Source organism: Mucilaginibacter aureus (assembly GCF_053514885.1).
The window spans coordinates 902,006-917,346 of sequence record NZ_CP170601.1 but is presented as its reverse complement, the minus strand read 5'-3'; the positions used below and the strand labels follow the sequence as shown (position 1 = coordinate 917,346).

Annotated in this window: 8 protein-coding genes; 7 read left to right on the top strand and 1 reads right to left on the bottom strand. The window is 45.4% G+C overall.

Going from position 1 to position 15,341, the window contains the following annotated elements; all coding sequences use genetic code 11:
- Nucleotides 1-3 precede the first annotated feature (3 nt).
- From ACFGVR_RS03910 to ACFGVR_RS03890, 5 genes are all read left to right on the top strand, one after another.
- Nucleotides 4-732, top strand: coding sequence for a hypothetical protein (locus tag ACFGVR_RS03910; RefSeq protein WP_448701275.1), 729 nt, complete (start codon nucleotides 4-6; stop codon nucleotides 730-732).
- 100 nt (nucleotides 733-832) lie between these two features.
- Nucleotides 833-3,397, top strand: coding sequence for a glycoside hydrolase family 95 protein (locus tag ACFGVR_RS03905; RefSeq protein ID WP_448701274.1), 2,565 nt, complete (start codon nucleotides 833-835; stop codon nucleotides 3,395-3,397).
- 1 nt (nucleotide 3,398) lies between these two features.
- Nucleotides 3,399-4,379, top strand: coding sequence for an alpha-L-fucosidase (locus ACFGVR_RS03900; RefSeq protein WP_448701273.1), 981 nt, complete (start codon nucleotides 3,399-3,401; stop codon nucleotides 4,377-4,379).
- An 82-nt stretch (nucleotides 4,380-4,461) separates the two neighbouring features.
- Nucleotides 4,462-6,615, top strand: coding sequence for a glycoside hydrolase family 31 protein (locus tag ACFGVR_RS03895; RefSeq protein ID WP_448701272.1), 2,154 nt, complete (start codon nucleotides 4,462-4,464; stop codon nucleotides 6,613-6,615).
- A 199-nt stretch (nucleotides 6,616-6,814) separates the two neighbouring features.
- Nucleotides 6,815-7,987, top strand: a complete 1,173-nt coding sequence (locus ACFGVR_RS03890) for an alginate lyase family protein (protein WP_448701270.1) — start codon at nucleotides 6,815-6,817, stop codon at nucleotides 7,985-7,987.
- A gap of 84 nt (nucleotides 7,988-8,071) precedes the next feature.
- Here ACFGVR_RS03890 and ACFGVR_RS03885 read toward each other — a convergent pair whose 3' ends face one another.
- Nucleotides 8,072-9,733 carry a UxaA family hydrolase gene (locus ACFGVR_RS03885; protein WP_448701269.1) on the bottom strand — a complete coding sequence of 554 codons (1,662 nt, stop codon included), beginning with the start codon at nucleotides 9,731-9,733 and terminating at the stop codon, nucleotides 8,072-8,074.
- A gap of 246 nt (nucleotides 9,734-9,979) precedes the next feature.
- On the opposite strand from ACFGVR_RS03885, the gene ACFGVR_RS03880 reads away from it, so the two are divergent.
- Nucleotides 9,980-14,095: a hybrid sensor histidine kinase/response regulator transcription factor gene (locus ACFGVR_RS03880; protein WP_448701268.1), complete on the top strand. Its 4,116-nt coding sequence runs from the start codon at nucleotides 9,980-9,982 to the stop codon at nucleotides 14,093-14,095.
- 214 nt (nucleotides 14,096-14,309) lie between these two features.
- Nucleotides 14,310-15,188, top strand: coding sequence for an AraC family transcriptional regulator (locus tag ACFGVR_RS03875; RefSeq protein WP_448701267.1), 879 nt, complete (start codon nucleotides 14,310-14,312; stop codon nucleotides 15,186-15,188).
- The last annotated feature ends 153 nt before the right edge of the window (nucleotides 15,189-15,341 follow it).

Genomic DNA, 15,341 nt, shown 5'->3' with positions numbered 1-15,341 from the left:
CAGATGAAAAAAATAAAATATATGATAGCAACACTGGCTGTATTGACGGCGGTTGCAATGATCAGCCCGGGCTGCTTAAAATTACAAAAGGACTTTACCCGGAGCACTACCGATACACTTGACGCTCACCTGAACATGACTGCCTGGGCGTATTTAAAATCGCGTGCATATAATAACACGGTTAAAAGTGATACTATTTTCCGCAGGATGTACGACGCGATAATTTATTCGGGAATTGATACCAACGAGTATACTAAACCTAACAGAACGTACATATTTTTAAATAATGGCGCGGTTTACACCCAGGATAAAACAACCAAAATAGCTGCTACCACCTGCGTTTGGGGCGCTGTTTTTACATCGGCTAATAAAGTAGCTACCAGCTGGAAAAGTTATCCGGCAGCTGATGTAAAAAACTATCTGCAATACCTGATACTGGACGGTGTATATTCGCACTATAACCTGCCGGTTAATGATGTGATGGCGAAAACATTGCTGGCACCGGGTGCTTATACCACTAACCCGGTTACCTTCAATTTCAGAACACCGGCCTTTATATCAAATCCAACATCAACCATGGCCATTAAAGTGCTCAATGCATCGCCAAGCAATACATCCGATTATCCTATCCAGTTAAATGGAGCGTTTAATGTGAATACCAGCGATTTATTGGCTACTAACGGCGTGGTTAACGTGATGACTCTTTTTGTGTCGCCTAATTTGCCACAATAATAATTTGTAGTATTCAAAATGAAAGTTAACAGGACAAACCATCATTGTCCTGTTAGCTTTTTTTGATTTTAACAATACCCTTGCTCAACATCATTTCAGCATGAGTTTAAATAAATATGTTACCGCTATAGGTTTAGTGCTAAGTTCGGGCGCTTTTGGCCAAAGTAAAAACTACGATAATAATCTTAAATTATGGTACAATAAGCCGGCTACTGCCTGGGAAGAAGCCCTGCCTTTAGGTAATGGTACAACCGGTGCTATGGTTTTTGGCAAAGTTGTACACGAAAGGTTTCAGCTTAACGACCATACACTGTGGTCAGGCTACCCGGTTGATGGCAATAACCCTAAGGGGCCTGAGTACCTGCCGCAGGTAAGGCAGGCGATATTTGATGGCGATTATACCAAAGGTGCGGCTCTGTTTAAGAAAGGATTACAGGGAACCTATTCGGCAAGGTATTTGCCTTTAGGCGATATGCGGCTCGACTTTAAGCTTAATGATACTACCGCAAGCAATTACTATCGCGACCTTGACCTGAACAATGCCATAGCCACCGTAAAATATAAAGCCGATGGTGTTGATTACACCCGTCAAACCTGGATAAGCTATCCCGGCAAGGTAATGGTGGTGCGCATTGCTGCGGATAAAAAGGGAGCGATCAATTTGAATGCAAACCTGACAAGCAAACTGCATTTTAATGTATCTGCGCAAAGCAGCAACCAACTGGTACTTACAGGCAAAGCCCCGAAATATGTAGCCAACCGGGATTATGAGCCCCAGCAGGTGGTTTATGATGAACCAAAGGGCGAAGGGATGAATTTTCAGATAAACCTGAAGGCGGTAACTACGGGCGGAACGGTTAGGGCTAACGGCAACACTTTGGAAATAGCCGGCGCCGATGAGGTAACCCTGTATTTAACCGAAGCAACCAGCTTTAACGGTTTTGATCATTCGCCGGGCCTACAGGGGAAGGACCCGGCCATCGCGGCAAACGCCAATTTAAATAACGCTTTAAAAGCAGGTTATAACCAGCTAAGGGCAGCCCATATTGCTGATTACCAAAAGCTTTTTAAACGCGTAAAGTTTAATTTAGGCGCCGATGCGGGAATGCTGAAACAACCTACTGATGAACGGTTAAGACACTTTAACTTTGATGATCCCGACAGGCAACTGCAAACTTTATATTACCAGTTTGGCCGTTATTTACTGATATCGAGTTCGAGGCCGGGCACGCCGCCAGCAAACCTGCAAGGCATCTGGAATGATGCGGTGCAGCCACCCTGGGGCAGTAATTATACCACTAACATCAATACCCAGATGAATTACTGGCTGGCCGAAAACACCAATCTTTCCGAATGCCATCAGCCGCTGTTTGATTTTATCAAAGAGCTGTCAGTTAATGGAAAAAAGACGGCCAAGGTAAATTACAACATCAACAAAGGCTGGGTTGAGCATCATAACTCTGATATCTGGGCCAAAACATCAACTGTAGGTAACTACGATACTGATCCTAAAGCCAGCACACGCTACTCGGCCTGGCCAATGGGCGGGGCCTGGTTGAGTACACATTTGTACGAGCATTATCTTTTTACAGGTGATAAGATATTTTTAAGCAAAACCGGCTATCCTTTAATGAAAGGAGCGGCTTTGTTTATGCTCAACTGGCTGATCAAAGACCCGAAAACAGGTTACCTGATCACCAATCCGGGTGTATCGCCCGAAAACTCAGTTAAAATTAACGGTAAAGAATACGAGATCAGCATGGCCAGCACTATGGATATGTCCATTATCCGCGAGTTGTTCAATAACTGTATTGCATCAGCGAAAGCTTTAAATATTGACGCTGCATTTGTTAGCCGTTTGCAAAAGGCCGAAGCACAATTGTATCCTTTGCATATCGGCCAATATGGGCAATTGCAGGAGTGGTTCCAGGATTGGGACGATCCTAAAGATACACACCGCCATATTTCGCATTTATTCGGCTTATTTCCGGGTAAGTTTATTTCGGTTGAAAGCACACCCGAATTGGCCGCAGCGGCAAAACAATCGATGATCTTCCGTGGCGATGTAAGTACGGGCTGGTCTATGGCCTGGAAAGTAAACTGGTGGGCGCGCCTGCACGATGGCAACCATGCCTATAAAATACTCGCCTCGGCGTTCAATTTTATTGACCCGACATCGACGATAAAAATGACAGGCGGCGGTACTTTCCCTAACCTGTTCGACGCGCACCCGCCATTCCAGATAGATGGCAACTTTGGCGGTTCGGCAGGGATGACAGAAATGCTGCTGCAAAGCCATACCGGCGCACTCGAATTGCTACCGGCCCTGCCCGACGCCTGGCCAACAGGCAGCATTAGCGGCATTAAAGCACGCGGAAATTTCGAAGTAGCTATAAATTGGGATAATGGTAAATTAATCCAAGCGGTTATCCTGTCGAAAGATGGCGGTAATTGCCGGGTAAGCAGCCCTGCGCCTGTAAAGGTTATCGGGGTGGCATCAAAAACTGCATCGGGTGCAAACCAAAACCCGCTTGACCAGCGTGAACCAAAACCGGTTTACCAGAAAAAGGATAACGTAACGCTGACCGACCTTGCCGTTGTCAAACAATACACCATTGATTTTAAAACCCTGAAGGGTAAGAGTTATACCATAGTGCCACTATAACATGAAAAAGTACATTTATTTGTTGCTGATATTGTTATGTACGCATGCGTACGCACAGGATAGAGCAGCCTGGATGCAGCAGGCCAAATTTGGTGTGATGACGCATTACCTTCCCGATTGGCTGCGCCAAACTGAGAACCTGAAAATAGATGTAACTAAATGGAATGAACTGATAGATCATTTTGATGTGAACGGTTTGGCCGACCAGGTTAAAGGCGTGGGTGCATCGTACATGATATTTACGATCGGTCAAAACTCAGGTTTTTATGATGCGCCTAATGTTGCCTATGATAAGTTCGTAGGTATTAAACCAAGCAAATGCTCGCGGCGGGACCTGATAGCCGATCTTTCCGACGCCTTACACAAGCGCGGTTTAAAACTCATCGTTTACCTGCCATCGGGAGCGCCTAATGGCGATTCGACAGCGAAGAAAGGTCTGCAATGGAAAAATGGCCCGTATCCTAACAAAGAATTCCAGCTTAAATGGGAGGAGATCATCAGGGAATGGTCGGTAAGATGGGGTACAAAAGTTGACGGCTGGTGGTTCGACGGTTGTTATTGGCCGAATATCATGTATCGTACAGAAACTACGCCAAACTTTAAAAGCTTTGCGGCGGCAGCAAGAGCAGGCAACCCAAACAGCATTGTGGGCTTTAACCCTGGTGTTTTTTACCGGTTAACCAGCATCACACCACACGAAGATTATATTGCCGGGGAGATCAATAAAGATGACCTGGTGACCATTAACCATCCTTATGATGGTAAGATAGACGGTATGCAGATCCACGCGTTGAGCAACCTGGGTGAAAAATGGGGCATGGGTAATCCGCGGTTTACCGTGGAACAGATCATCGGTTACACTAAAAAAATAAACGATGCCCATGGCGCCATGACCTGGGATGCGCCCATACAAAGCAGCGGGCTCATCTACCCGGCGTACATTGAGCAATTGACCGCGATAGGCAAATCCATGTCCCGTTAAGGTAAATTAACTGAATAACAAGCTAACACCCGATAACAAACCAACGCCGGTTTTATTTTAATTGCGGCCTTGTAAACCCGATATGAAATTTTTGAAATATAGTTTAGCCGGTTTGCTTTTGCTTGCCGCGATACAATTGAATGCCCAGCAACTAACCTGGACACAGGTTGAACCCGGTATATGGAAAGCCGTTGCCGGTAAACCCGAAGCCTTCGACCTGCTGAAGACCGCCGGGGCAGTGCCCTATCACGCTGGTTTGGCCGAGATGGGCGATGCTAAATTCCCGCTGCAGCAGGCGGATATAACCGCTAAAATTATTGATGGTAAAACCTACCTGAGTTTTCCGCTTGAGCGGGAAGAGCAGCTGTACGGCTTTGGGTTAAACTTTCAAACCGTACATCAGCGCGGTAAAATATTAACGCTGCATGTAGATAATTATGCCGGGAAGGATGACGGGCATACGCATTGCCCAACACCTTTTTATGTATCATCAAAAGGGTATGGCGTGTTTATCAACAGCGCGCGTTACATTAAAGTTTATGCCGGTACTGCGGTGATGCGCGACAGTAAAACGCCTGCCAAAGTACAGGACAGAAATTTAGATAAGAATTGGGCATCGAAACCATATTCGGACAATGTAGAAATGCTGATACCTGCCGAAGGTGCCGAGATCTATGTGTTTGGCGGACCTACCGCTATGGATGCTGTGCGCCGTTACAACCTGTTAAATGGCGGTGGCTGCCTGCCGCCGCGCTGGGGCCTGGGTTTTACCCAACGCATGCAGCGCTTAACCGATGCCAATGGCGTTGCCGAAGAAGCTAAAGCCTTTGAAGATAAAGGCTACCCGCTTGATTTTATTGGGTTGGAGCCAGGCTGGCAAAGTAAATCGTACCCATGTACTTTCGATTGGGATAAAACCCGTTTCCCTGAGCCTAAAACTTTGGTGCAGGATATGCTGAAGAAAGGTATACGTATTAATTTGTGGACAAATCCTTACATCTCGCCAGAGGCATCGATCTATAAAAGTATTTTGCCTTATACCGGCAGCTATACGGTTTGGAACGGGGCCGTGGCCGATATCAGCATGCCAGAGGCAAGGAAGATATTTTTTGGTCAGTTGGGTAAAGATAAGGTCGACATCGGCGTAAGCGGCTATAAAATGGATGAGGTTGATGGTGGAGACGTTTATTTGTGGCCGGATGTGGCCATGTTCCCGTCGGGGCATAGCGCCGAGCAGATGCGCCAAACCTATGGTGTAATGATGCAGCGTTACATTACCGACTTATATCACGATAAAAACCAGCGCACTTATGGCCTGGTACGGGCATCAAACGGCGGCGGCAGCAGGTTGCCTTATGTTATCTACAACGACTATTACAACCACCAGGATTTTATAACGGCTTTAATTAACAGCGGTTTTGCCGGGGTGCTGTGGACGCCCGAAGTGCGCGCCTCAAAAACCGCTGAAGAATGGCTGCGCAGGTTCCAGTCGAATATATTTTCACCGATGGCGATGATCAATGCCTGGGCAAGCGGTACCAAACCCTGGACATTTCCAGAGGTTGCCGAACAGGTAAAACAACTGGCCAACCTGCGCATGCAGATGATGCCTTACTGGTACAGCGAGTTTGCAAAATACCATTATCAGGGCATACCGCCATTTAGGGCCATGAACCTGGAGCCGGGCTTTCAGGGTGTTGAGGTGCCGAAAGAAACGACATCCAAAAAGAAGATAAACCTGGAGGAGAACCCCTACGAGGAAGCATCGCAAAAAGAGATCAAAGATCAGTACATGGCCGGCGAGAATATTTTGGTTGCCCCGATGTTTACCGGCCAAACCACCCGCACGGTGATATTACCCAAAGGCAAATGGTACGACTTTTACACCGGCAAACCGGCCGGCGACGGGCAGGTAATTACCGTAACACCGGGACTGGATAAGATACCGGTTTACGTAAAAGACGGGGGTATTATCCCGATGATGCCAGCTATGCTACATGCACCAAAAGCAGGCACTAAGGTTGATATTGAAGTGCGCTACTATGGTGATAAGCCGGGTACTTATCGTTTATATGATGATGATGGCGAAACCTTTAATTACGAAAAAGGCGATTATAGTTTCAGGGAAATTAAAGTGGAAAAATTGAACGGGAAGCTGAAAGGAAGTATAGCCGCCGCTGTTTCGGGTAAACCGAATACGGTAGGTAAGGTTACTTTTAAAATGATGACGGAGTAAATTATTTTGACAATTGACAAAACGCGCCTCGATTGGTACTTAGTGTTCTTTTTGTTGGGCGTTGCCTACGGCCGGGCTGTACGCTCATACTACACGGGCCTTAGCCACGGGCCGGTATCCGCTGCCATCCCTAACGCATGATGAATATAGCGCTGAATAAATTTAATTATTAAGCATATATCTTAGCCAGATCAATGATATGAAAAACATTATAACCGCTTTTTTATTCGTTTCGCTTTCGGCGTTCACCATAAAACCGGCCGGCGAACCGGCGTTTAAAGCAGAAATTACTTCAACCCTGCGCAAAAGTGTGATGGCCGAGGCTGCCTGGGCCATGCAGCAGCAGCCCGTAACGGTAACTGCGCAAACCTGCAGCCGCAGCGCAGGCGGTAAACACGACTTTTATTCGGAAGGGGATTACTGGTGGCCAGATCCTAAAAATCCTAACGGGCCCTACATCCAAAAGGATGGGATGACCAACCCCGACAACTTTGTGGCGCACCGTTTGGCTATGATCCGTTTCAGCCGCGTCATCGGCGCTTTGGCATCGGCTTACAAGCTTACGCATGATGTTAAGTACGTTAAGCACGCTATCGTACATCTTAAAGCGTGGTTCATTGATCCCGCAACGCTGATGAACCCTAACCTGCAATATGCGCAGGCTTTAAAAGGAATAACTACCGGCCGCGGCATTGGTATCATCGATACTATCCAGTTGATGGAAGTGGTGCAGGGCCTGATGGCAATGGAGAATGACAAAACCATGGATAAGAATGTGGTGAAAGGCGTAAAAGATTGGTTCGCGCAATATATCGTGTGGTTAACCACCAGCAAAAACGGAGCGGAAGAAAAGGCCGCCAAAAATAACCACGGTACCTGCTGGGCCATGCAGACCGCCTGCTTTGCACGTTTTACACATAACCAAACGGTGATGGATAGCTGCAGCAACCGGTATAAATATATCTTTTTGCCTAGCCAGGTAGCAGCCGACGGCAGCCTGCCGCTGGAATTGAAGCGTACCAAACCCTTCGGATATTCTATTTTCGATCTGGATGCGCTGACTACACTTTGCCAGATACTAAGCACAAAAGACAACAACCTTTGGGAATATCAAACGGCTGATGGCCGGTCGATGAAAACAGCGATCAGTTACCTGTATCCTTACCTTGCCGATAAAAGCAAATGGCCCTTTGCGCATGATGTAATGTATTGGGACGAGTGGCCGGTAGCACAACCTTCGCTGGTATTTGGGGCGCTCGCTTATGGTAACAACGATTGGCTGAACACCTGGAAACGTTTAGACCACGACCCTAAAGTTGAAGAAGTGATCAGGAATTTACCGGTGAGGCACCCGCTGATCTGGATGGATTAAGTTAGTTTCACGCAAAGGCGCGAAGGCGCTAAGAAGTCTAAGTTATGCTCTTTGCGACTTAGCGCCTTCGCGTGCTAATCGTCTTTATAACGAAACCCCGCGTTTCCACGGAATAAAATCATCCTGGCCCAATTGCTGCGATTTAACGATGACATTGCCGCTGGCTACTTCGATCACATGATCGAGGATACGCTCGGCGGCTTGCTCAATGGTTTCGGCGCCGTTGATAATGGTACCGCAATCCAGGTCGATAATATCGTGCATGCGGTTATAAACTGCCGAGTTGGTCGATATTTTAACAACCGGGACGATAGGATTGCCGGTAGGTGTACCCAATCCGGTTGTAAACAGTACAATATTTGCGCCTGCGGCTACTTCGGCGGTAGTGCTTTCCACATCGTTACCGGGGGTGCATAGTAAATTTAAGCCTGGTTTGGTTACTTTTTCAGGATAATCGAGCACATCGGTCACCGGCGAGGTGCCACCTTTTTTTGCTGCTCCGGCCGATTTGATGGCATCGGTGATCAAACCATCGCGGATATTGCCGGGTGATGGGTTGGCGTAAAAACCCGAACCCGATTCTTCTGCACGGCTGTTGTATACGCGCATCAGGTTGATGAACCTTTGCGCAGTATCTTCGTCAACGCAGCGGTCACTTAACTCCTGTTCAACACCGCATAGTTCGGGGAATTCGGCTAAGATCACTGAGCCGCCCAACGCGACTAAGATATCGGATACATAACCCAACGCCGGGTTAGCCGAAATGCCCGAAAAACCATCGGAACCGCCGCACTCCAAACCGATACAAAGCTTGCTTACAGGTGCCGGCTTGCGCTCGGTTTTATTTACCTCCATTAATGCGGCAAAGGTATGCTTGATGGCTTTTTGCAGCAGGTTATTTTCGGTGCCTTCTTTTTGCTGTTCCAATACCAACAGCGGTTTATTAAAATCGGGACTGCGTTTTAAGATCTCTTTCTTCAAAATGCTTGCCTGCGAGTGCTGGCATCCTAAACTTAAAACCGTTGCACCCGCCACGTTAGGGTGGGTAATATAACCGGCCAGCAAACCGCACAGGCTATCCGAATCTAAACGGGTGCCACCGCAGCCCATATCGTGGGTTAAAAATTTAATGCCATCAATATTGTTAAACACTTTACTGTGCCCGTTAAGATGAGGCGTGCCGTTAATATCGGCAGTTAAGATCTCTTCTACAGATTTGCCGGTTTGGTACAGGTTGATCAGGTTATCCACGTCATGATCAAATACCTGCGGTTTTTTATAACCCAGCTTGTTAACCAGGGCGTCTTTCAACACTTCCACATTGCGGTTTTCGCAAAATACTAAGGGAATTACCAGCCAGTAGTTAGCCGTGCCAACAGCACCATCGGCGCGGTGATAGCCCATAAATTTTTTTAGCTCCCATTTACCGGTTTGCGGTTTGTGCCAGTCGGTTTTGCGGCGGCCCAGTTCAAAATCTTCGGCGGCATGCTGTATGTTTTTGGTGGTGATGGCAGCGCCCTGTTGTATAGGCTCTACCGCTTTGCCAACCAGTACCCCGTACATATAAATAGCGTCGGCAGGCTGAAGATCGGTTATGGTAAATTTATGCTTGGCGGCAACATCGGTTGCGAGTACAATGCTTTGTCCGTTATGGTTTACTGTGGTGCCTTTGGTTAGGTTTTGCAGTGCCACCAATACGTTATCTTTTGGATGGATCTGTAAAAAGGTATGAGGTGTATGTAACATGTTGGTTTGACAATTATTGCAATGATGTATTGCATGATGAAAATTGTTGATACAAAGAAAGTATCCTACAGTTATTTATCATTTAGGATATTAGTAACTTGTTAAGCTATTTTGGCATAATTTAAACGGCTTTTTGCAGTTAAATGATAAAATAAAACAAGGGGCCTTTATAAGCTAAGCCGATTGTACGTATTTTTGAAGTAAATTAGCCAAAACCGCCTGAGCACCGCTAACCACATTAAGCTTTTGAGGAAGGTATATCCTATATTATTTGCCTTTTTTTACCTGTTTTTTTTGCAGGCAGGCAACAGTTATGCCCAAGCCCAGCTGATGTTTAAAAACATTAACGTGGATAACGGCTTATCGCAAAATACGGTAATGTCGGTATTGCAGGATAACAAAGGTTATATCTGGGTGGGCACATTTGATGGTTTGAGCCGGTTTAACGGGCTTGAATTTAAGGTGTTTAAAAACGACCCTAATGTTGCCGGCACCATCAGCAATAACAAGATCAATAAGTTATTTAAAGATAAGGAAGGTAATATATGGGCGGGGACCATTGATGGCCTGAACCTGTACAATCCCGACAAGGAAAGCTTTACCTGTTTTAAAACGGCAGACAGTAATACCAGCTATACCGTGTTAGACCTGGCCCAGGATGAAACCGGGGTGATCTGGGTAGGTACGGCCGATCATGGCCTGTATTATTTAGATCAGAAAACAGTAAAGGGAGATACACATTTATTAACTAAATCGGCCATTTGCGGGCAAAGCAAAATAACCTGTTTGTATATCGATCATGAGCAAAAGCTTTGGATTGGTGTAGGTGGTAAGCTGAAAGTTTATGATCTGCGCAAGCGGGCGTTTTTGCCTTTGCCTGCCGCGCTTCAGCAAAACGCGCAGTTGGTAAACCCGCTGGTGCGTAGTATTATCCAGGACAGCGATGGGAACTACTGGATAGCTACCGAAACAAACGGACTGATCTGTTATGATGCAAAGAATGCTTCGTACTTTAATTATGGGCAAGGTAACGGTTTATTGAGCAGTACTGCACGAACTGTGCTTGAACGCGAAAACCATAAGATATGGGTGGGGACGAAAAAGGGACTGAATATCATCGACACCAAGACCAAACAGATCAAGGCGTTTACAAATGACCCGATCAATCCCAATTCGTTAAGTCAGAACTCCATCAGGTGTATTTTTAAAGATAATGAGAACAACATTTGGATAGGTACTTATAACGGCGGGCTTAACTCGGTATACAGCCAGTATGATAATTTTTATTCGTTAGGCTTAAAACGCGGTAACAGCAACGGTTTGTCGTATGGTATTGTGAGTACTATTACCAATGGCGATAATCACGATTATTGGATAGGTACAGACGATGGCGGGCTTAACCACCTGGACAGTGACCTGCAAAACATACATGTTTATTACCAGTTTAATGGTGCAAGTCGTGAACTGCTGGGTAACAGTATTAAAGCGATAGCAAAAAATAACGACCCTGATAAACTATGGGTAGCCACAGGCAGCGGCATCACTATTTTTGATAAAAGAACGGGCGCTTTTACAACTACCAACCTGATCCCTAAGCCACCTGCGGCAGGTTTTATACACAGTTACGTACTGTTTAAAGATGAAGGCGGGTTATGGATAGCCACCAATTATACCGGCTTGTACTACCTGGAGAACAATAACAAGCTGCATTATTACCAAACCCGCGAAAATAACATCACCACTATTTTTAAGGATGGTGATAAAATGTGGATAGGCTTAAAAAATAAAGGTTTGTGTGTGCTGGAACTGGGGCCGAACGGTGCGGACACCTACCATTTAAGTAAACACGTTTATAATTTAAATAACAATGCCATCCTGTCTGTTTTCAGAGATTCGAAAAAAAGATTGTGGGTAGGTACCGATGGCGGTGGCATCAATTACTTTGACAGCAAGGCCGACCGGTTTTACAGTATCAGCGAAGATCTGGGTATAGCTAATAATACGGCTCATGCTATTTTGGAAGACAAAGCAGGGCGGTTATGGGTAAGCACCAACAAAGGTTTATCGTGCATTACAATTAAAGAATTTAGGGTACCGTTTGATAAAAGCATGTTGCGGGCGGCTAATTATGGTGTTGCCGATGGTTTGCAAAGCAACCAGTTCACTACGGGCGCTGCTATTAAAACGCCCGATGGTAACCTGATATTTGCAGGTATTAACGGGATAACGATGTTTAACCCGGATAGGATCAAGATCAACAGCGTTAAACCGCAGGTGGTGTTTACCGATTTTTCGATATTTAACAAGTCGGTATCCTTTGCGGGGAATGACTCGCCATTGCAGAAGCCTATTGACGAAACCAGCGAAATAACCTTAAAATACAGCCAGGCATTTTTTAGTATCAAGTTTGCCGCCTTAAATTACATCAATCCCGAAAAGAACCAGTTTGCGTTTAAGCTGGAAGGATTTTCGGATGGCGACTGGCATTATGTAGGCAACCAGCGTGTTGCTACCTATACCAACCTTGACCCCGGTACCTATTACTTTAAAATAAGAGCCGCCAATAACGATGGTATTTGGAGCGAAACGCCGCGTGTTTTAAAAATAACGGTGCTGCCGCCCTGGTATAAAACCTGGTATGCTTTTTTAGGATATATGGCGCTCACCATATTTTTACTTTACCTGTTTAACGTTTATTCGAAAAAAACGGAAAGGTTAAAGAATGAGCTGGAGTTCGAATCGCTGAACCATGCCAAAGACCAGGAACTGGCGCAAAAGCAGCTGAGTTTCTTCGCCAATATCTCGCATGAGATCAAAACGCCGCTAACCATGATCATGGCTCCGCTTGAGCGGATGATAGAGATGAATGTGGGCAATAACAAGGTGCTGAACCAACTGATGCTGATGCAGCGGAACGGTGAGCGGCTCATCAGGCTCATCAATCAGTTGCTGGACAAGCGTAAGCTGGAAAGCGGGCACATGCATTTGCAAGCTGCCGAGGGCGACATGGTAACCTTTGCCAAAGAAATAACCCTTGCTTTTGACGGACTGGCCAAAGCGAAAAACATCACGCTGAAGTTTAATGCAAAGCAGGCCGGGATACCGGTATGGTTTGATCGCGATAAGCTGGAAAAGGTGTTGTACAACCTGCTATCTAACGCGCTCAAGTTTACACCCGATTATGGCAAGGTGGCTGTCTATGTATCGGCAACAGAAAATAGCGCGTTAATAGTTGTAGAGGATAATGGCCGTGGTATACCGGCCGATAGCATCAATAAAATATTTAGCCAGTTTTATCATTACGAAGACCATATTAAGGTGGAAGGAACTGGGTTGGGACTGGCATTTTCGACCGAATTGGTAGAACTGCACCATGGTACCCTGAGCGTTGAAAGCAGGCCGGAGACGAGTGATCAATCCGGTGAAACCCGCTTTACTATAACATTGCCACTTGGTAAGGCACATTTGAAAGCACCCGAGATAGCCGGAAATTATCGCGACAGCGAAGACATTTTAAGTTATACCCAAACCGAAAAATCGGTAAAGGCACAATTGGAGCTTAAAAAAGCTAAAATATTGAAACAGGAAGACCGCAGTGCTTTTTCGATGCTGATAGTAGAAGATAACGAAGATGTTTTGAATTTTATTAGCGAAGGTTTTGGTACTGACTTTGAAGTTTATACCGCAGTTAACGGTATTGACGGACTGGCGATGGCCAAGGAGGTTAGCCCGGATATTATTATCAGCGACGTGATGATGCCGGGGTTGAACGGTATTGAGTTGTGCAGCAAGCTAAAATCGGATATCGATACCAGCCATATACCGGTAATACTTTTAACGGCCCGAACACAGCTGATATTTAAAATGGAAGGTCTTGAAACCGGCGCCGACGATTATATTACCAAGCCGTTTAATTTTAACATGATAGAAGCACGCGTTTGGAACCTGATTGAGAACAGGCAAAAGCTGCGCGAACGTTATCAAAAAGAAATTAAACTGGAACCGCATAACATCGCGATAAGCAATTTAGACGAAGCCTTTTTGATGAAGGTATTGAACTACATTGAGCAGCATATTACCGACCCTGACCTGAGTGTAGAGCAATTAAGCCAGGAAACCGCCATGAGCAAAAGCTCGTTCTATAAAAAGATCAAATCGTTAACCAACCAAACCGGTATCGAGTTTATCCGCACTGTGCGTATTAAGCGGGCCGCACAGCTATTGGCCCAGGGCCAGCTAACCGTTAACGAGGTAGCCTATATGGTGGGTTTTATGGATGTTGATTATTTTAGAAAATGCTTTAAAGAGCACTTTGGCTACACGCCGAAGGCGCATCCGGTATCAAAAGTGGATGAAGTATAGTTTTTTATTCTCAATTTACTTATAATCAGTATTTTAAATTAATTTTATAATGCATTCTTAATGTGTTTTTTATTTTAAAAAACACGTTTATCGGGTAATATTTACCTAAACAACATGGTTTTCTGAAAGCGTTAGGAGCTAACTTTGGTTTAGCCAACAGGTAGTAAAGTACCTGCATTATAAACCAAGCCACCGAGGCCGAATTATAACCATTATGAAACCACAACTACTCAAAGTCTCCAAAGGACCTGCACATTCGTTTAGTGTGCGCCAGGATCTGGTTCCGCATTTTAACAACAAATGGCACTACCATGCCGAGGTTGAATTGATACACTTTAAAAAGGGCGAGGGCACGCAATTTATCGGCGACAGCATCAGTCATTTTAAAGCGGGCGATGTTGTATTGATAGGTACGCAGTTGCCGCATTACTGGCGGTTTGACGAATCGTATTTTAGGGAAGACCCTAAGCACAGCGCCGATGTACGTGTTGCGCATTTTTGCGAAAACTTTTGGGGCGACCAGTTTTTGCAGCTTCCGGAAAACAAGGCGCTTAAAACAGTGCTTGATAAAGCCAAATGCGGTATCAAAATAAACGGTAAAACTAAAGTAGCTGTTGCCGAAATACTGGAAAAGATGCTTACCGCCGAAGGCGCAGAGAAGATCATTTTATTAATGGAGGCATTGAATACTATTGCCAACTGCAACAAGATAACCTTACTATCGTCGATAGGGTTTAGCCATAATGCCAATGCCTCGTCGGACAATGAGCGGATAAACGCCATTTATGAATATTCGCTGGCCAATTTCAGAAACAAGATACACCTGGAAGAAATAGCGGCCATTGCTTATGTTAGTCCGAACTCGTTTTGCCGGTATTTTAAATCGCATACGCATAAAACCTACTCGCAGTTTTTAATTGAGCTGAAGGTTGGGCATGCCTGTAAACTGCTGATCGAGAATAAGGTGCTGATCAAACAACTGTGTTATGAGAGCGGGTTTAACAATTTTGCCAGCTTCCATAAATTTTTTAAACAAATAACCGGAAAAAGCCCGCTAAATTACCAGAAAGAGTTTATGCAGCAGGCTTCATAATATTAGCCACTGTCCCTTTTATTTTATGCCGATCCCCCAGGAGCGCAATACTGAATAAGTATGCGCTTTTGTTGTATAAAACAATATAGCAACGGGTTTGAAACCCATCGCTATCCAGGAAATCCATGTCAATTAACGTTCTATTTTCTGATA